Consider the following 18,622-nt stretch of genomic DNA (forward strand, 5'->3'; position numbering starts at 1 on the left):
CTCAATCACCCTGTTTGAAATTTATTCGTGTACGTCACAATCTGTTGAATATTCGTTAGACTATGGCGTTAAGTTCGAGATTACTCGGGTACGATCCACTCTACTTTGAAGTGACCGGTTGCCGGCGCAATTGCTTCCTTCAAGAATGGAAGAATCTCGTTCATTTGGCTTTCTAGCTTCCAAGGCGGGTTGATAACAATCATGCCTGATGCTGTCATACCGCGCTCGTTGGTGTCTGGTGACACGCCAAGTTCGATTTGTAGAATCTTGTTGATGCCTAAGCCTTCAAGGCCTTCGATCATATCTTCGATGTCACAACGGTTTACTACCGGGTACCAAATTGCGTAGATACCGGTTGCCCAGCGCTTATGGCTTTGAGCAATTGCAGTCACCACATCACGATACTCTTTTGCCAGCTCATAAGGCGGGTCGATAAGCACCAAACCACGACGCTCTTTTGGTGGTAGGCTGCCTTTTAAGCGTTGGAAGCCATCTTCTTTGTAGATAGATACCTGACGATCGCGGTGGAACTCTTGCTCAAGCAGCGGGTGATCGGCTGGGTGAAGCTCGGTCAGTACCATGCGGTCTTGGTCGCGCAGGTGGGCACGTGCAACACGTGGTGAGCCTGGGTAGTAGCGCAGCTTGTCGCCATTGTTTAGCGTTGAGATAGACTCAAGGTAGCTTTGAATGTCTTCAGGAAGATTTTGTTGTTCCGCTTCTCTCGCAGACCATAGGCGTGCAATACCTTGCTTGTATTCACCGGTTTTTTCAGACCATTCATGCGTTAAGTCGTAACGACCTACACCAGAGTGAGTGTCATGATAAACAAAAGGCTTATCCTTCTGTTTCAAAGAATTAAGAATAAGGCTCTGTACGATATGCTTTACTACGTCGGCATGGTTACCTGCGTGGAAGCTGTGGCGATAACTTAACAAATTAAACTCTCGTAACACTCTCGATTTAGAGTGTGGTTAGTGTAGGTGGGGTTAATCAGACCATTATAACCCTCAATGGACCATAAATTCTCGAACAATTCAGGAACAGTCGTTCGCAATATGTGGTTAGTTATTGGTTCTACTATTGAAATTTGCCTTATTGGGCACTATTTAATAACTATTCGCAGGTGATTTTTTTTAGGGCGAACCTGAGCTTGATGACTGTAAGACGACCTCATTACAAAAAAGACGAAAGTCTCTAAAGCCAAAGGAATGTTTATATGTCTAATCCGCTATTAACCTTCACGGACTTACCTCCGTTTTCACAAATCAAGCCTGAGCACGTTAAACCAGCGGTTGAGCAAGTGATTGAAGCGTGTCGCAACAAGATAGAACAAGTACTTGAAGGTAATACTGCACCAAGTTGGGACAACCTCGTTGCTCCGATTGAAGAAGTGGACGATCGTTTAAGCCGCATTTGGTCACCGGTAAGCCATATGAATTCTGTCGTGAACAGTGATGAGCTACGTGACGCGTATGAGAGCTGTTTGCCTGCTCTATCTGAATACGGTACTTGGGTGGGTCAACACAAAGGTTTGTTTGAAGCGTACAAAGCGATCAAGGCGAGTGAAGCATTCTCGGCATTGAACCAAGCGCAACAAAAAACCATTACTGACGCACTACGTGACTTTGAACTGTCGGGTATTGGCCTGCCAGCAGACGAGCAGCACCGCTACGGCGAGATCAGCAAGCGTCAGTCTGAGCTAGGCTCTCAATTCTCGAATAACGTACTTGATGCCACCATGGGGTGGAGCAAGCAGATCACAGACGTGGCTGAACTGGCGGGCTTGCCTGAATCTGCGTTAGCGGCAGCGAAAGCAGCAGCGGAGTCTAAAGAGCAGGAAGGTTACCTACTGACTCTAGACATTCCATCATACCTACCTGTGATGACCTACTGTGATAACCAAGCGCTACGTAAAGAGTTATACGAAGCTTACGTAACTCGCGCTTCTGACCGTGGTCCAAATGCAGGTAAGTGGGACAACACAGAGATCATCACCGAGCAACTTAAACTGCGTCACGAAGTTGCACGCATGCTTGGCTTCAATACTTACAGCGAAAAATCACTGTCGACCAAAATGGCTGAAACGCCGGACCAAGTGCTTGGTTTCCTCAATGATCTAGCCGTAAAAGCGAAACCACAAGGTGAACGCGAAGTTGAAGAGTTGCGTCAGTTTGCTGAGAAAGAGTTTGGTGTGTCTGAGCTAAACCTGTGGGACATTGCTTACTACAGCGAAAAACAGAAGCAGAATCTGTTCGAGATCTCTGATGAAGAGCTTCGCCCTTACTTCCCTGAGTCTAATGTTGTATCAGGCCTATTTGAGGTACTAAACCGTGTGTTTGGTATGTCGGTAACAGAGCGTGAAGGTGTCGACACATGGCACGAGTCTGTGCGCTTCTTTGATATCTTTGACGCGACAGGTGCACTACGCGGCAGCTTCTACCTAGACCTATACGCACGTGAGCACAAACGTGGTGGTGCTTGGATGGATGACTGTCGTGGTCGTCGTATTACTGAATCTGGTGAACTACAAACCCCCGTCGCTTACCTAACGTGTAACTTCAACAAACCAGTCGGTGATAAGCCTGCGCTATTTACTCACGATGAAGTCGTGACTCTGTTTCACGAGTTTGGTCATGGTATTCACCATATGTTGACGCAAGTTGAAGCGGGTGCCGTCTCTGGTATCAATGGTGTGCCTTGGGATGCCGTTGAGCTGCCAAGTCAATTCCTAGAGAACTGGTGTTGGGAAGAAGAGGCGCTGTCGTTTATCTCTGGCCATTTCGAAACGGGTGAAGCCCTGCCAAAAGAGATGCTCGAGAAGATGCTAGCGGCGAAGAACTTCCAATCTGCGATGTTTATCCTGCGTCAGCTAGAGTTTGGTTTGTTCGATTTCACGCTACACACAGAATACGATCCAGAAGTGGGTGCGCGCGTGCTAGAGACTCTGGCCGATGTGAAGTCTAAGGTATCGGTACTACCAAGCCTTGATTGGAACCGTTTCTCGCATAGCTTTGGCCACATCTTTGCTGGTGGCTACAGTGCAGGTTACTACAGCTATCTATGGGCAGAAGTGCTTTCAGCCGATGCGTTCTCTGCATTTGAAGAAGAAGGTATCTTCAATACAGAAACCGGTAATCGCTTCCTGAGTAATATCCTTGAAATGGGTGGCAGTGAAGAGCCAATGGAGTTATTCAAACGCTTCCGAGGTCGTGAGCCAAACATTGATGCAATGTTGCGTCATGCGGGAATCAACGCGTAATTGCTATCATTTCCGTAACGGCGGTAATTGCTTAGCTTTATTACGAGTTCATTATCTTTATTGCGGAGTTAATAGCGAAAAGAGCCTCTACGTTAGAGGCTCTTTTTTTGTCTGTGTTTGATGCCAAACAAGACGAATGAACGCTATGGGTTCACATTGCGATTGATAGGGTTCTGCAATGAAATCAGGGTCTCGGTCGACTGAACCTCATCGATCGCTTGCAGCTTATCGATCAATACAAACTGCAGTTCTTCGATCGATTTACACATCAGTTTGACAAAAATATTATAGGCGCCTGTGGTGTAGTACGCCTCTACCACTTCCTCTAAAGCATTGAGTTTGTCGATGGCTGAATGGTAATCGCGGGCGGCATTGAGATTGATGCCAATAAAGCAGCATACGTCGTAACCTAATTTTTTGGTGTTTACCACAACCTCGGTACGCTCAATAATGTCAGCCGCTCTCATCTTTTCGATACGAACATGAATCGTGGCTGGGCTGACATCAAACTGCTTTGCCATTTCAGCATAAGGCGTTCGCGCATCTTCCATTAAAGTTTTGAGAATGGCACGGTCTAGGTCATCTAGACGAGCGGTTGTTGTGGACATGCGTAATCCTTAGATTGAATGAAAACATACCGGCTAGAGTACACATCATAGCCAAGGGTGATAATATTAGCAGTAACTATAGTGTTAGGGTGAATTCAGTGCGATTTTCGTTGTTATTAGTTTTGATGTGTTGGAGTGTTTTTACTTCAGCACAGACAAAAGATGTATTGGTCATTCACTCTTATCATCAAGGTTTTTTCTGGACAGATGATTTCCATGAAGGGTTGGCTGAAGAACTTGACCGTGACGGCCTGTCTTATCGTGTCGTTTATCTCGATAGCAAGCGTACTCAAAACACGGAATACTTAGAGCGAATCTATCAGCTATACCGTACCAAGCTATCGCATGAAGAGTTTACCGCTGTGGTGGTCAGCGATAACAACGCCCTTAACCTGATGAAGCGCTTAGCGCCTGAGCTCAATGGCACGCCCGTTATTTTTGGCGGCATCAACAATTTCTCTCCGCAAATGATAGAAGGCTTGAATGCGACGGGTATCACCGAAGATATTGATATAGCAAGCAATGTAGAGCTGATCAAGCGACTTCAATCGACAGTGGAAAAAATATATGTGGTCACTGATCACTCGGTAACGGGTGAAGCTATTCGCGCTCAAGTGGATCTATTCCTACAAAAGCGTCCTGAGTTTTCTAGGTTGGTAGAGCAATATAAACCCGACTCTTATCAAGAACTGATGACGTTCGCTCAACGCGCTGATCTTAAAAAAAGCCTGCTGTTTTGGGCTTACTACCGAGATATCAATGGCCGAGTCAGCAGTAATGAGGACTGGCGCCAGCTTAACAAAAAAGCTCAGATACCATTGTATATCGTGCATGATTTGGGGCTTGGGTATGGTGCTATTGGCGGTGTCATTCACCGTGGTAAGACACAAGGGCGAGGTACGGGGCAGGTGTTGCTGAAGGTGCTCGATAACCCGGATAAACCTTTGCCGAAAGTGGTTGCTGGCGCCCCAGAAATCAAACTTGATTATCAACAAATCTCACGCTGGGACTTGGGCGCTGAGAATGAAGCCTCGGTGGCTTTCTTCAATAAGCCCAAATCATTCCTGACTCGCTACCGCGATGAAATTCAGACCATAGGTTTACTGTTTCTAACGATGTCGAGCGTCATCGCGATCTTGGTTTATTACCTTAATCGTCTCAAGAAAAGTGAGAGAACGAGCCGCCAGAGCCAACGGCTACTTGAGTCGATATTCGACCAGAGTTTACAGTTTATGGGGATCATCGATGAGGCTGGTGTGCTGTTGTCTAGTAATAGTAAATTGCATGAACTTCTTTACAACCAAGGCTATAAATTGGGGACGCCTCTTCAAAACCACCAACACTGGGAAGATTCTGCAAAGCAGCGGCTAAAGGAATATTTTATCTCTAAAGACGAACATCAGGCTTTGCGATTTGAAGCCGAAGTGTGGTGTCGTGATCGTGGCACAATGGTATTGGATATCTCATTAAAGCCAATGCCGATCAGCGAAGGGGATGATATTCAGTTCTTATTTGAAGCTCGTGACGTTACGTCGGGTAAGCTTGTTGAGAATAAGCTGTTCCAGCGTGAAGCAAACCTAAAGCTGTATTATGACAAACAACCGGTAATGATGATTACGCTGGATGGTCACAACCGCATCCAACAAGTGAATCAGTTTGCTGAAAAGTTGTTGGGCTATTCATTGAAACAGTTATTGGGCCATCGCCCTCGCGAGTTCTACGTTGATGAGAATGCGATGACTCCACGTAATACCTTGTTGCAACCGCAGCATAAAATCCGCGGTGTGTGGCGTCGTGATATTGAATATCGTCATGCTGATGGCAGCACCATCTGGATTAGAGAAAATATTCGCCCGTTGGTTGAGTCTGATCAGCTGTTGATTGTTGGTGAAGACATTACTGAAACACACGAGCTGTCAGAAAAGTTAGAGTATCAAGCACAGTACGACTTGTTGACTGACACTTTTAACCGCAACCACTTTGAGCAAGAGCTGCAAAAGGCGCTTAAAGAAGTGGAAAGCCACATGCGCACTCATGCGATGTTGTTCCTAGATTTAGACCAACTGAAGGTGTTGAATGATACCGCAGGGCATGAAGCGGGCGATGCCGCGATCTTGTTTAGTGCAAAACTGTTAGAAGATGTGCTGCCCTACAATGCGTTATTGGCGCGCATGGGTGGTGACGAATTTGCCGTGTTAATCAAAGACTGCACCGAGCGAGATGCGCTCAATGTGTGTCGTAGCATTATTTCTATGATGAGTGAGAATTCATTTGTATGGAGGGATATTCGCCTCAACCTCACTTGCTCTATCGGCCTTCGATTGATTGACCATACTGCCTCCTCACCGCAGATGGTGCATGCTCAGGCTGATGCTGCTTGTCATGTGGCCAAAGAGGAGGGGCGTAACCGCTATCACCTTTATCATCAAGATGATGAAGACCTTCGTCGCCGTCATTTGGAGATGGAGAGCGTGAACTTGGTGCATGAAGCCTTGGCCAATGATCGCTTAGAGCTATTTGCACAGCGTATTCTAGGTTTAGATACCGATTGCGAGAAAATGCATTTCGAGATTTTGGTTCGGATTAAGAATGTTGATGGGGAATACATCTCTCCGGGTATCTTCATGCCCGCTTCAGAGCGATACAACATTGCACACCTGATTGACCGCAAAGTGGTGAGCCAGACATTGAGTTGGTTGGAGCAACGGCCACAGGTTATTGATGAGCTTGGGATGTGCTCAATCAATTTATCGGGTCATTCGATGGGTAATCGAGAGTTTGTCGAGTTCTTGATTGATAACCTCAAAAACTCGTCAATACCGAGTCATAAAATTTGTTTAGAGATCACTGAAACGGCCGCAATGAGTAACATGAAACAGGCGATCAAGTTCTTTACGAGAATTAAAGAGCTGGGCTGTATGATTGCACTGGATGATTTCGGTTCAGGGTTATCGTCGTTTGGGTATCTGAAGAAGCTACCGGTCGATATTGTGAAAATCGATGGTTTGTTTGTACGTGATATTGATGTCAACGAGATGGACCACGTGATGGTTCGTTCTATCAACGACCTAGCTAAGCAGATGGGCAAATATACGGTGGCTGAATTTGTTGAAAACACTCAGGTGATCGACAAACTGCTCGAGCTTGGTGTTAACTATGCGCAGGGCTACATCATAGGTAAGCCTAAGCCGCTTGAAGAATTAGTCGAAGAGTTACAGCAAGAGCGCTTTCTATAACATTTGGACTTAGTGAGTGAGTATAGCTTTGTGATGAACGCTAAGCACCATGAGTGTTTTTCCTTACTCATCGTTTCTACGTCTTCATCGTTTTTACACCGTTAATATGTATTGTTGAGGCAATCAGGTAAACTGGTTGCCTCTTTTATTTGAATACTACTGTCTGTTGGAGACGACCTTGCAACTACAACTGATTTGCGAAGATGCGACCCAAATCGATCATTTAAATGACCTCGCGACCCGTTGGCATTTATCCCATGATGAAAACAGCGATTTTGCGTTGGTATTAACGAGCGAGCGACTTGAGTTACGCAAAGTGGACGAACCGAAGTTGGGCGCTATCTTTGTGGATTTAGTCGGAGGTGCCGTTGGTCACAGACGTAAGTTTGGTGGCGGTAAAGGCCAGGCGATTGCCAAAGCGGCAGGTTTAAACAAAGGAGCAACACCGACTATCCTCGATGGCACGGCCGGTTTAGGACGTGACGCGTTTGTGTTGGCCTCGTTGGGCTGTAAAGTGCAAATGGTAGAGCGTCATCCTGTCGTGGCCGCGTTGCTTGATGATGGCTTACAACGTGCGCAGCAAGATCTGGATATTGGTGGTTGGGTAAGCGAACGTATGACGTTGATTCACGCTTCAAGTCATGACGCCTTAAATAAGCTCTGTGATGATCCTAATTTCAAGCAACCAGATGTGGTTTACCTCGACCCTATGTACCCACACCCTGAAAACAAAAAGAAATCGGCTTTGGTTAAAAAAGAGATGCGCGTATTCCAATCTTTGGTCGGCGCTGATATGGATGCTGATGCTTTATTACAACCTGCTCTTAAGCTCGCATCAAAACGCGTTGTGGTTAAAAGACCGGATTACGCCGCGTGGTTAGACGAGCAAAAGCCAAGCATGGCGATCGAAACCAAAAAGAACCGTTTTGATGTGTATGTGAAAGCATCAATGACCTAGGTAAAGTATCAATTACTCAGTTAAAGCATCAATAACTTAGCGACACGCTAAGAAAATTCCCCGTCATAAATACGATAAATCACCATTTAACACTTGCGATAGTCGCGTTACGGATGTATATCTAACTAAGAATCATTATTATTCTTAGCTGGAGTTGTAGCATGGCTAAACGCTTTTGTAAGTTAAACCGTCGAGATATTACCGAACACCTAGGTGAGATCCACAGCTTGGTCACGGAACCCAAGTTTGTGTGTCGTTCTTGTGCGCGTTCATCGGCGGACGAAGCGAACCTATGCAAACCCACTGCAATTCCACCGCTTGGTTGTCAAAGCAAACCCATCGAAGAGAAAGTGGCGTGTGGCCTGTTAGCTGAAACGCTGCCTAAGCCTGAAATAACGCTTGTTGAGGTTGTAACGCCTGATTCTGCCGTACAAATGTTCGATCCTAGCGTGGTAAGCATTGCTAAAAAACCATCATTGAAAAAAGCCAAGCTGAAAAAGCTCATGGTGAGCAACGGTCAGAAAAAAGAGCTTAAGCGAGTGAAAAAAGCCGCGAAGAAGCAAGAGAAGTACAATAAGAAATTGGCGAAGATGATTAAGAAGCAGCAAAAGCTGTTTAAGAAAAGTCAGAAGATGGAAAGCAAACTGGAACGCATCAACCTACAACTTGATGACGTTGTTTTCACAGAAAGCCAATCGTTGGTAGCAAACCATATTCACTAATACTGAAGATGATAAGTTTATTTAAAAAGAGCGACCTTAGGTCGCTCTTTTGCTTTCTGGGGTAGCCACAATCTGTTCAATCCAATCGATCGGTTAAACGTTGCTTGCGGATCTCGCTACGCGCTTCTTCACCCAGGTCTCATTGAGGAATAGAGAAAACAAGATAACGCAGCCACCAATGGCAAGTCGAACCAGGTCAACATCCCTATTCCAAATCAGGATGTTCACCACAAGGCCGGTTGGAACTAAGGCATTATTCATTACGGCCAGTGCGCCTGCATTCACCATACATGCGCCTTTATTCCACATAAAGTAACCCAGCCCCGAGGCTATCAAGCCTAGGTAAATCAGGATTCCCCATTGAAGTGTGGTCGTTGGCAACTTCTCAGCGTTGCCCAGTAGCATGAAAGCAACCGAAGCGACGCATAACGCACCTAAGTAAAAGTAACCAAAGACCGTTCTTTGCGGTAGTTCAGTCGATTCCTTCTCCATCACCACTTTATAGCCTACTTGTCCGATAGCAAAGCACAGGTTAGCGCCTTGCACGACTAAGAAACCGACTAAAAAATTGTCGTTGATCCCTGCAAACTTAATAAAAATGGCTCCAAGCACTGCCGTCGCTGCTGTTACCAAATACCACGGTGAAAACTGCCCTTTTAGGAAGTCATAAATAAGTGTGACGTAAATCGGGGTGAAAACCGTAAACAAAAGGACTTCAGGCACAGATAGTAGCAAGAAAGATTGATAGTAGAAGCAGTACATCAGACCAAGCTGGATACCACCAATTGCCATCAATTTAGCGATCAACTTACGCGAGACGCCACGGAACTTAAGGAAAGGAAGAAATACGATGCCAGCAAGGGCGACGCGCATTAAAACAGAAAACCAAGAATCAACCTGACCAGCAAGGTAGACGCCAATCAGGCTAAATGAGAAGGCCCACAGGAGGGTAACACCAGCTAAATAGCTCATATAAAAACTTCGTTAATAAGATATGAGCTGTATGTTACCTAACCTTAAATCATTAGTCTTCTGAATCTCTTAGAGGCACGACCAGCATATCAACCGGTGACGCGTTGATCAGTTGTCGTGTTGAAGAAAGCAGCTTGCTCCAAAAATCTTGGTGATGTCCGCAGACCACTAGATCCACATTAAACTCGTTGATGGTGTCACACAGTTCATGGCTCAAGTCACCGCTGCCTACTAAAGTATGAGCGATTGGGTACTGAGCATGTTCAGCAAAACTTTGTAATTGAATTCGTGATGCTTCCATCGCATTGTGCTGAGTTTCTGCCATGTTGATATCAATCAGCCCAGTATAAAGCTCGGCATAATTAATATCGATGTGGATAAAAGAGACTTTTGCACCCAATGGTTTAGCCAATACAACCGCTTTATCGACGAGTCGTTTACTGTCTTCAGATAAATCGACCGCAACCAAAATATGTTTGTAACTCATATCGCTACCTCCCTATTCATTGTCTAGTTAAAGATTAGCACTATGTGATGTCTTTTTTTGCCAGAGTGATCTCATATCCATCGTCTTGCGTAGTAAGAGGGAAATATTGGTTAACTAATGGCCGGCGAGATATTCATTAAATAGTGATATGATAGAGAAAATAACGGATGTAATTAGGAGACCGAAATGCTGTCTAAAACAATGGTTGAGCAACTGAACGATCAAATTAACCTCGAATTTTTCTCATCCAATCTATACTTACAAATGAGTGCTTGGTGTGAAGACAAAGGATTTGAAGGTGCAGCAGAGTTTCTGCGTGTTCATGCAGTAGAAGAAATGGGACACATGCAACGTCTTTTTACTTACGTAAGTGAAACGGGTGCGATGCCAATTCTAGGTGCGATTGAAGCGCCAAAACATGAATTTGATAGCCTTGGTGCAGTGTTCCGTGAAACTTATGAACATGAGCAAATGATTACTCAAAAAATCAACAAACTCGCTCACGTCGCTTTTAGCACACAAGATTACTCAACCTTTAACTTCTTGCAATGGTACGTTGCAGAGCAACACGAAGAAGAAAAATTATTTAAAGGTGTATTAGATAAGCTAGAACTTGTTGGTGAAGACGGTAAAGCACTGTTCTTTATTGATAAAGACTTAGCGCAATTGGCAAAAGATGGTTCATCTTCAATTATGGAAACTCCTGCTGTTTAGGTAGTAAGAGAAAGACACTGATTATCTTTTTCTTCCGAGTTTTCTGATGAAGATGTAGGGAGGAAAGGATGATCAGCGGCGACACTATTCTATTTGCACTAATGGTTGTGACATGTGTGAACTGGTTGCGTTATTTTACTGCGCTACGAACACTCATTTATATTATGCGAGAAGCGCACCCTCTGCTTTATCAACAAGTAGACGGAGGCGGTTTTTTCACAACCCATGGCAACATGACCAAACAGGTTCGCTTGTTTAGTTACATAAAAAGCAAAGAATATCACCATCACCATGATGAAGTTTTCACATCGAAATGTGATCGAGTGAGGCAGCTATTTATACTTTCTGTCTCTTTGCTGGGTGTAACGTTACTATCTTCGTTCATCGTTTAAGCGTGACCTGGATTTTGGTTGTAGGTCTCGTATCCAGTCAGTGAACATATTGATGCTTGCGATTCGTACAATTGAACATCAATTGCAAAGTTGAAAATTGCCGCTAAAATAGCGAGCAACAAGTAAGGATGTGCTGTTTATGCACATCCTTTTTTATTGACCGCATTTCGAGAACAGGGCGTACTCGGGCTGCAAAAGTGAAGAAAAGCAGAACCACAATGAGTGAAAAATTTGATGTAATCGTAATGGGTGCGGGCGCCGCGGGCTTAATGTGTGCTGCGGAATCGGGCAAACGCGGCCGACGAGTGCTGGTGGTTGATCATGCAAAGAAACCAGGCAGAAAAATTTTAATCTCAGGTGGCGGCCGTTGTAACTTCACTAATTATGATGTTTCAGCAAACAACTTCCTGTGTAACAACCCTCACTTCGTGAAGTCAGCGCTGTCTCAATACACCAACTGGGATTTTATCTCGATGGTGAGCAAGTACGGCATTGAGTTCGAAGAGCGTGATCACGGCCAATTGTTCTGTGTGAATGACCACACCGCAAAAGACATCGTGAGCATGCTGCTTGATGAGTGTAAGCAAGCGAAAGTCGAACAACGCTACCGTTGTGATGTTCACTCCATCGAAAAAACAGATACAGGTTTCAAGATGCACCTCAACACCGACGAAGTTGAGTGTGACTCCTTGGTTGTCGCGACAGGTGGTTTGTCGATGCCTAAGCTCGGCGCAACGCCATTTGGCTATAAGATTGCCGAGCAGTTTGGTTTGTCTGTGTTGCCGACTACCGCAGGTTTGGTGCCATTTACTTTGCATAAAGAAGACAAAGAAGCCTTCGCTGAGCTTTCTGGTATCGCCATCCCTGCTGAGATCACCGCTCAAGACGGCACTGTATTCAAAGAAGCGCTGCTGTTTACACACCGCGGCTTATCTGGTCCGTCAGTACTGCAAATCTCTTCATTCTGGAAAGCGGGCCAATCGGTCTCTATCAACCTAGTACCCGAAGTGGATGTTGCGGAGCTACTTGAAAACTCTCGCGAGAAACACCCAAACCAGAGCCTGAAAAACACCTTGGCGAAAGTATTGCCAAAGCGTTTTATTGAAGTACTGATTGATCGTAAAGAGCTGGAAGACAAGCCACTTAAACAGTTTAATGAAAAGCAATTGAATGGTGTTGTAGAACATCTAGAAAACTGGAAAATCGCACCCAATGGGACTGAAGGCTACCGAACGGCCGAAGTCACTCTCGGTGGGGTGGATACTCATCACCTATCTTCAAAAACCATGGAGTGTAAGAGTGTCTCTGGCCTCTACTTTATCGGCGAAGTGATGGATGTAACTGGCTGGCTGGGTGGCTACAACTTCCAATGGTGTTGGAGTTCTGGCTGGGTAGCAGGGCAAAATGCATAATATTAATTTATCGTTAATATATTGAAGGCTTTCATATAAGGCTGATGAGCTTCTGTTTGTCGGCCTTACTCATTTTTACTATTAAGCAAACTAGTCTTGTTAAGCTTGAATCTTCACAAAATAAGTAAATTTTAAGGTATACCAAACTCGTCAGACATTATTGATACTTGAGTTTTTCCCTTTCTTATATTGATTCATTTGGGTTTGTCGCAAATAAGGGAGTACCCTTAACATTCATCAGCTTGAACATTATGACCATTAAATTCACAAGCTGTCATTTTCCTTCCGAGATCATACTGTAGTCCTTTCTTACTATATTTCCTACAAGCTAAGCTGCCGTGAAATGGAGGAGGCGTTAGCAGAGCGTAACATCAATGTTGACCACTCAACATTGAACCGTTAGGTGATGGAATACCCACCTTATCGGAGTAGAATTGTGACCGATAATTAAAAATGGACAGATCGACAACTCTGAAGGCTTATCAGTTTGGGATCCTAGCAGCCTAGTTGTATCTGAAGTTCAGTACACATATGGTTCAATTAAACTTGGCGACAGAACTATTTTATCTAAGAAGAGTTAAATATTACTTTTGTAATTAGTAAGTGGGCATCTCTCTAATCCATTATTATTCCGCACAATATCCATCAGATATCCGACATCTCGCTCGTTTCATATTGAGAAATGAAAACTCAATCAGTAGCATATCGATTGCGTAAATAACAAACCTGATGGAGTTCTGGTATTTAACACATACTGTTATTAATAAGTCTAAATAATAACTTGGTTGGGTTATTAAGGGTGCGCAAATCGTTATTCATACTCTAAAAGTGAATAACTATAATTAACATGGAAAGATGTCTGGAGTCACATTATGAATGTTTTACGAACCATAATCTCCCTATCACTTGCTAGCTATATGTCGGCCACGTTTGCAGCGGAGGCGAGTTTTGCCCCTATAGTGGTTGGTGCGCCACATGAAGATAGCTTAGCTTCGCAGCCAGGGGGGGATTCTGCGCCCAATTCTGGCGCGGTTTACCTCAAATGGAAAACACTACAAGGGCAACTCGGTACTTCGCTCATTAAAGCCCCTAATGCAGAAAGTTCAGATAAGTTCGGCGAAGCGGCCATTCTGTCCGGAAACAATCAAGTTTTGGTGGTGGGTGCGCCAGGTGAATCGGGCTGTGGGGCCAATGTTGGGGCAACCAAACACGCCAACCTCATTGGCACCAACAGTCGAGTTACTTGTTTTTCGTATGGAATGGAGAGTAATGCGGATTCTGGTCAGCCATTAGATTCCGTCTCCATTGGCGCGGCCTATATATTTGAAGGGCAGGGGCAGTTTGCAAACAACAGTCAGTTTGAAACAAGTGCAGGTCATAAGTTGCTTGATTTTACCACTTACATAAAAGCGCCTAACCCCAGCCTTTGGGATAACTTTGGCGGTGTGGTCCACATCAGTGGTGATGGCAATACCATCGCTATTGCCGCAACAGGAGAAGACAATTGCGGCATCGGTGTTGGAGGCGCGGGAGTCAACCCGAATCAACGTTTAGGTGGTCACTCGGTCTGCGGCCAGTACGTGCAACCGGGTATGGATGACAACAGTGCCCGAGATTCTGGGGCAGTGTACATCTATAAAAAAAGCAACAACACTTGGGTGTTGGATGCATACCTAAAAGCGCCAAACACCGATCCTAGCGATATGTTTGGTTCTGCTTTGGCATTGGACTCGGATGGGGATCAACTGCTTGTGGGTACCCCTGGTGAAGATAACTGCGGGACAGGTGTGGGTGGCCTGGGAGCGAACGCAAATCAACGCCTTGGTTATGGTTCCGTGTGTGGGACAAATCCTAACCCAAACCTGTGGGATAACTCGGCGAGGGATTCTGGGGCTGTGTATCATTATGCGCGAGAGAGTGGGCAGTGGGTGCTGAAAGAGTACATTAAAGCCTCAAACACCGACGCAGGGGATTTGTTTGGCAGCGCACTGTCGTTTGATCACCAAGACGACAAAATCGTGATTGGTGCGCCAGGGGAGTCTGGCTGCTCAGCTGGGATTGATGGGGCGCTTCAAAACCCTAACAATAAGATCAATGGTGAAAGTGTTTGTGGTAACTCGCCGCTTAACAGTAACGTTAAATTGGACAACCGGATTGGCAAGTCAGGCGCGGTTTATGTGTTTGCGTACGATGACAACAAGGCCAATTTGAAGGAAGTGGCCTACATCAAAGCGCCAAACCCTGACGCGAACGATCAGTTCGGCGCCAACTTGTTCATCGACAGTGTGGGCGGCCTGATGATAGGTGCACCTGGAGAAGATAACTGTGGTACGCATGTGGATGGTGCAAATAACAAAGCCCCATGTCAAAATCCTGGTTTGATCAACAACCAGGCTCTGGATTCGGGGGCGGCTTACATCTACAACGACAACAATTACGATAACACCAAGGTGGCGTATAACTTCTTTAAATATGTGAAAGCGCCAAGTGTGCATGCGGGCGATGTGTTCGGGACCAACCTAGCGGCAGTAACCGCATTAGATGATCAAGATCCGACGATTCAGATGGTCTTTTCTGCGCCGGGTTATGACAAACCGGGTATGACGGACACGGGTAAGGTTTTTGTGTACACCAAAGATTCGGCCAACAGGTTGCGCAAGAGCTTTGGCTTTAATGGCAAGCTACCAAATGTTGAAAATTCAGTGAGTAACTTTGATTACTTTGGCGGCTCCGCGCTTGGGGGCAGCGACACCTCGGTAACCAATTCGGTAGGCAATCAATGTACTATCGTGACGGATTACCTAACGGGCAATGAGATAAGTATTAAAGACTTTATTGACTGTATTGCAGGGTTCGGACCTGGAAATTAATTCCTATTTGATGTTTCTTAATGGAGCAAAGGTGAGTTCGCAAGATGTGGGCTCACCTATGTAACGTTAGGGTGGAGGTGTTTCTTTTTTCTAGCGATGGTACGCACTGGTGAGTGGCTTTGCTTACTAATGGCGGAGCTCGCATAGTAAATATCAATGACATCGCCTACTTATCAACTGACCGATAGTCACACTTCCACTGAGCTTGGGCGTTAAGGGTGCTCAAACTTGCGACAAATCCTTTATTTTCTCCTCACTGCGCATTTGACGCTGCCTTCCAATAACTTCATATAGCACAGCACCGGACCTTGTTGATGGACGACCTGCAAAATTTCATTGGTTAATCGACCCAACGCGTGAGCTTCCACATCGACCACTTTTTGTACTCCTGGTAAACCACTGTTCAATGAGAACTGAGAAAACTGGACCAGATTGTGACTGTAAAACTCGGCAAGGTAACTGAAATAAATGGCTTTGTCCTCACCCAGGATCATACGACTGGTGTGAGATTTATCGCGAAAGAGCAACTGAGCATTGAGTGTATGAAAGTCTTCTATGTAGAACACGTCTCCATTAGGTCGATAGTTGGTACTGTTGCTGTAGTACAATTGACTGCTTTCTCCATCCATGAATTCCGGGAGATTGCAAATTTTCAGAGTGACGTTTATCAATGAGGTGATCAACGCCAGTAACAACGACAGTTTGAGCCAGTTATCGGCAGACATCATCGATAGTGCCTCCAATAAATTGAAATCGCTCGTGTAACGCAAAGGTGAGATTTTTGGCGCTGAGCATGCTCGTATGGACATCCGTGTACAGACAGGCAACGTAGTAATGACGCACGCCCGTCGATACTAGCAAGCGACTGATCTGGTGATCGGTGGCGATTGCGCTGTTGTTACTTAAATATTGATAAAGCTTGCGACTGGCGTGATTATCCTGATAAAAAAAGGTCGTGTTGGCGTGGTTGACTGTTTTCCAAGTATCCAACTGGACATCCCAGGCGAAGGTGTAACGATGAACAGCCTCCACAGTTTGTACTGCCGCGATCAACATTAGCAGTACCGATACCATTATTTTACACCACAGGAGCCACCGTGCTCGGTGCTCAACAGGCCGGCCGGGCGCTACTTCTTCCTGTACCAATACCAAGTCTGTCGACTCGCCGGGTTTTGAGTCGTTGGACGCCGGTTCTGCACATTCAATCAGGTTATCGAACAGCAAGTAGCCCTGATAGGGCACAGTTTTAATCACGTGTTGATTTTTGCCATTATCGCCAAGGGCCAAGCGTAACTGAGCAATGCTTTGGGTCAGGCTCGCATCGGAGACAACGCGACCTGGCCAAGCCATTGTCAACAGATCGTGCTTAGCGACAACTTGTCCTTGGTGAGCCAGCAGGACTTCTAGCACTCTACATTCCGGACCCTTGAGCTTTTTCACTTGTTTGGTTTGCACATGGATCAGTTGATATTTATCTAGTGGCGCAAACTGCCACAATGATGTGTCATTGATATCTTCTTTCACTCACCCTACCTCCTCTAATGCATAGTGGTACCTCTTCTAGGTACTAAAGTTGTTATTCGCTACTCCAGCTTATAGTAAGACGTCATGGTATCGCTTAGTTAGAAGTCAGAGGCTGTTCTCCCCACACCACATCACCGAGGAGGTCTGACAGTACTTATTACGTCCAGATGTGTCATATCATTACAATTATGAGAAATTACTGGATTCTGACATTGGCTGATCATGCTTATTTTGCCAACGTAAGACAAAGGTATGATTCATTACCAACGGTAAGCTTCGCTCTAGATTGGGATAGTCACTTGCGTTGAGGCTATATGTTTCTGCTTGCAACAGATATCATTATTATTGTTGTTGATCTTCTTGAGTTGAGGCCAATAACTAAAACTTCATAGCCGCCTGACACCAACTCGTGAACAACCGAGGATAACAATCCGTCTCCAAACACTCGCCATACAAAGGAGACATCACTACTGCTTCTAAAGTAAACAATGTCAAGCTCGTTCTGTGAACAATAGAGCATTTTTATTGTGCACCGAACAATAATGAAAGCAAGATATCTAGCCACTAGCACTGCTTCCCCATCTTAAAGCTGTTTATTCACGGAGTTTAAAGCGGTTTATCGCTGATAGTAAGTTGGGGGGTTACGTTATATGAAAACTTCGCGCCGTGAAGTGCCATTTAGCCCGGATCCACACCCTAAAAGGGACATTTTCTAATCTTGCTCCCGCAAAGCCGTCAACTCAAGTCTTTGCCACTTAAGTAATTTCCTGTTTTCTATGCCTTCATGCAATGAATAAGCGTATTTGTTGAGCGAAAAAAAGCGTTATGAAATAAACGTGAACCTACAATAAAACGACGTTCATTTCCGGTATTTAGGATCACTTTTATTATTTTATTTATTGAAGTGTTGGTACTTATTAAATTATGCCTATTCATGCTGTCTCGTTCGTTGAACCAGATTATATTCTCGCCACTCAATCGGCCAATAATATAATTACCTTTTAATTAATTAGGTTGTCTTTAATTAGCAACTCATTTATTAGTGATTAATTAAATATTTAGGTATCCACTATATTATTACGATTTGGATTGTATTTGCATCGGGAAAAGGACATTCATTATATATTTCATTGTTTTCAAAAAAAAGATTCAATAATTTGAATTTGAGTTTTATAGAACTGTCAGTTTGGCAATCTATTAAAACTCAACTTGTTAATCAAAAATAAATTAAGGAAATTCGATTATGAAAAACACACAATTATTGACTCAAGAAGAAACAAAACAAGTGAGCGGCGGTAGCGTGGCTGGCGGGATTGACGGAGCCGGTGCGGTTGCAGACGGTTTATCTCGACTACTCGAGTCCGCAGGTCTTGGTGTTGAAGGCCTAACCCGTCCATCACCAAAACCAAAAAATGGCAACGTATGTTGTAGCAACAGCCGCCGCATCTAATCGGCGCAGGCGGGGTAT

The 18,622-nt window shown here is 44.9% G+C and carries 15 protein-coding genes and 1 pseudogene; 10 read left to right on the forward strand and 6 right to left on the reverse strand.

The features are described 5' to 3' along the window. Positions 1-80 precede the first annotated feature (80 nt). On the reverse strand, positions 81-935 hold the full coding sequence (locus tag OCT63_RS11090) for a 23S rRNA (adenine(2030)-N(6))-methyltransferase RlmJ (RefSeq protein WP_060466872.1): 855 nt from the start codon (positions 933-935) through the stop codon (positions 81-83). Between the two features lie 281 nt (positions 936-1,216). On the opposite strand from OCT63_RS11090, the gene prlC reads away from it, so the two are divergent. After that, complete coding sequence (gene prlC / locus OCT63_RS11095; RefSeq protein WP_060466873.1) at positions 1,217-3,259, forward strand: oligopeptidase A; 2,043 nt, start codon at positions 1,217-1,219, stop codon at positions 3,257-3,259. A gap of 143 nt (positions 3,260-3,402) precedes the next feature. Here prlC and asnC read toward each other — a convergent pair whose 3' ends face one another. Then, positions 3,403-3,867: a transcriptional regulator AsnC gene (gene asnC / locus OCT63_RS11100; RefSeq protein WP_017055560.1), complete on the reverse strand. Its 465-nt coding sequence runs from the start codon at positions 3,865-3,867 to the stop codon at positions 3,403-3,405. Positions 3,868-3,992: 125 nt separating this feature from the next. On the opposite strand from asnC, the gene OCT63_RS11105 reads away from it, so the two are divergent. The 3 genes from OCT63_RS11105 (at position 3,993) to OCT63_RS11115 (ending at position 8,783) form a co-directional block, all read left to right on the forward strand. Beyond that, complete coding sequence (locus OCT63_RS11105) at positions 3,993-7,103, forward strand: EAL domain-containing protein (RefSeq protein ID WP_060466874.1); 3,111 nt, start codon at positions 3,993-3,995, stop codon at positions 7,101-7,103. Positions 7,104-7,281: 178 nt separating this feature from the next. After that, complete coding sequence (locus OCT63_RS11110; RefSeq protein WP_060466875.1) at positions 7,282-8,061, forward strand: class I SAM-dependent methyltransferase; 780 nt, start codon at positions 7,282-7,284, stop codon at positions 8,059-8,061. Positions 8,062-8,222: 161 nt separating this feature from the next. Next, positions 8,223-8,783, forward strand: coding sequence for a hypothetical protein (locus OCT63_RS11115; RefSeq protein ID WP_269983723.1), 561 nt, complete (start codon positions 8,223-8,225; stop codon positions 8,781-8,783). A gap of 93 nt (positions 8,784-8,876) precedes the next feature. On the opposite strand, the gene OCT63_RS11120 is transcribed toward OCT63_RS11115, so the two are convergent. Continuing rightward, positions 8,877-9,755, reverse strand: coding sequence for a carboxylate/amino acid/amine transporter (locus OCT63_RS11120; RefSeq protein WP_017055564.1), 879 nt, complete (start codon positions 9,753-9,755; stop codon positions 8,877-8,879). A 52-nt stretch (positions 9,756-9,807) separates the two neighbouring features. Beyond that, positions 9,808-10,242 (reverse strand): universal stress protein UspA, encoded by a 435-nt coding sequence (gene uspA / locus OCT63_RS11125; protein ID WP_161687425.1) that lies wholly within the window; start codon positions 10,240-10,242, stop codon positions 9,808-9,810. 186 nt (positions 10,243-10,428) lie between these two features. Between uspA and ftnA the strand changes: the two genes are divergently transcribed. From ftnA to OCT63_RS11145, 5 genes and pseudogenes are all read left to right on the forward strand, one after another. Further along, positions 10,429-10,956, forward strand: coding sequence for a non-heme ferritin (gene ftnA / locus OCT63_RS11130; protein WP_017055566.1), 528 nt, complete (start codon positions 10,429-10,431; stop codon positions 10,954-10,956). 68 nt (positions 10,957-11,024) lie between these two features. Next, positions 11,025-11,348, forward strand: a complete 324-nt coding sequence (gene uspB, locus OCT63_RS11135) for a universal stress protein UspB (RefSeq protein ID WP_017055567.1) — start codon at positions 11,025-11,027, stop codon at positions 11,346-11,348. Positions 11,349-11,566: 218 nt separating this feature from the next. Then, positions 11,567-12,760 (forward strand): NAD(P)/FAD-dependent oxidoreductase, encoded by a 1,194-nt coding sequence (locus tag OCT63_RS11140; RefSeq protein WP_269983724.1) that lies wholly within the window; start codon positions 11,567-11,569, stop codon positions 12,758-12,760. Between the two features lie 251 nt (positions 12,761-13,011). Then, positions 13,012-13,160: pseudogene (locus OCT63_RS21545) on the forward strand (IS6 family transposase); the annotation flags it as partial. 472 nt (positions 13,161-13,632) lie between these two features. After that, positions 13,633-15,630 (forward strand): hypothetical protein, encoded by a 1,998-nt coding sequence (locus OCT63_RS11145; protein WP_269983725.1) that lies wholly within the window; start codon positions 13,633-13,635, stop codon positions 15,628-15,630. Between the two features lie 242 nt (positions 15,631-15,872). On the opposite strand, the gene OCT63_RS11150 is transcribed toward OCT63_RS11145, so the two are convergent. Continuing rightward, on the reverse strand, positions 15,873-16,358 hold the full coding sequence (locus tag OCT63_RS11150; protein ID WP_161687419.1) for a hypothetical protein: 486 nt from the start codon (positions 16,356-16,358) through the stop codon (positions 15,873-15,875). Next, a complete protein-coding gene (locus tag OCT63_RS11155; RefSeq protein WP_269983726.1) occupies positions 16,342-17,154 on the reverse strand; it encodes a winged helix-turn-helix domain-containing protein in 813 nt (270 codons plus the stop codon). The genes OCT63_RS11150 and OCT63_RS11155 overlap by 17 nt, the downstream gene beginning before the upstream one ends. 1,243 nt (positions 17,155-18,397) lie before the next feature. Between OCT63_RS11155 and OCT63_RS11160 the strand changes: the two genes are divergently transcribed. Further along, positions 18,398-18,604 (forward strand): hypothetical protein, encoded by a 207-nt coding sequence (locus tag OCT63_RS11160; RefSeq protein ID WP_161687415.1) that lies wholly within the window; start codon positions 18,398-18,400, stop codon positions 18,602-18,604. The last annotated feature ends 18 nt before the right edge of the window (positions 18,605-18,622 follow it).

The organism is Vibrio sp. RW, from assembly GCF_027587105.1.
GTDB lineage: Bacteria > Pseudomonadota > Gammaproteobacteria > Enterobacterales > Vibrionaceae > Vibrio > Vibrio toranzoniae.

Bases quoted from the DNA above. Each gene is read 5' to 3' on its own strand.
- prlC (WP_060466873.1), top strand. From the start codon at position 1,217: ATGTCTAATCCGCTATTAACCTTCACGGACTTACCTCCGTTTTCACAA.
- asnC (WP_017055560.1), bottom strand. From the start codon at position 3,867: ATGTCCACAACAACCGCTCGTCTAGATGACCTAGACCGTGCCATTCTC.
- OCT63_RS11105 (WP_060466874.1), top strand. From the start codon at position 3,993: ATGTGTTGGAGTGTTTTTACTTCAGCACAGACAAAAGATGTATTGGTC.
- OCT63_RS11115 (WP_269983723.1), top strand. From the start codon at position 8,223: ATGGCTAAACGCTTTTGTAAGTTAAACCGTCGAGATATTACCGAACAC.
- OCT63_RS11120 (WP_017055564.1), bottom strand. From the start codon at position 9,755: ATGAGCTATTTAGCTGGTGTTACCCTCCTGTGGGCCTTCTCATTTAGC.
- uspA (WP_161687425.1), bottom strand. From the start codon at position 10,242: ATGAGTTACAAACATATTTTGGTTGCGGTCGATTTATCTGAAGACAGT.
- ftnA (WP_017055566.1), top strand. From the start codon at position 10,429: ATGCTGTCTAAAACAATGGTTGAGCAACTGAACGATCAAATTAACCTC.
- uspB (WP_017055567.1), top strand. From the start codon at position 11,025: ATGATCAGCGGCGACACTATTCTATTTGCACTAATGGTTGTGACATGT.
- OCT63_RS11140 (WP_269983724.1), top strand. From the start codon at position 11,567: ATGAGTGAAAAATTTGATGTAATCGTAATGGGTGCGGGCGCCGCGGGC.
- OCT63_RS11145 (WP_269983725.1), top strand. From the start codon at position 13,633: ATGAATGTTTTACGAACCATAATCTCCCTATCACTTGCTAGCTATATG.
- OCT63_RS11150 (WP_161687419.1), bottom strand. From the start codon at position 16,358: ATGATGTCTGCCGATAACTGGCTCAAACTGTCGTTGTTACTGGCGTTG.
- OCT63_RS11160 (WP_161687415.1), top strand. From the start codon at position 18,398: ATGAAAAACACACAATTATTGACTCAAGAAGAAACAAAACAAGTGAGC.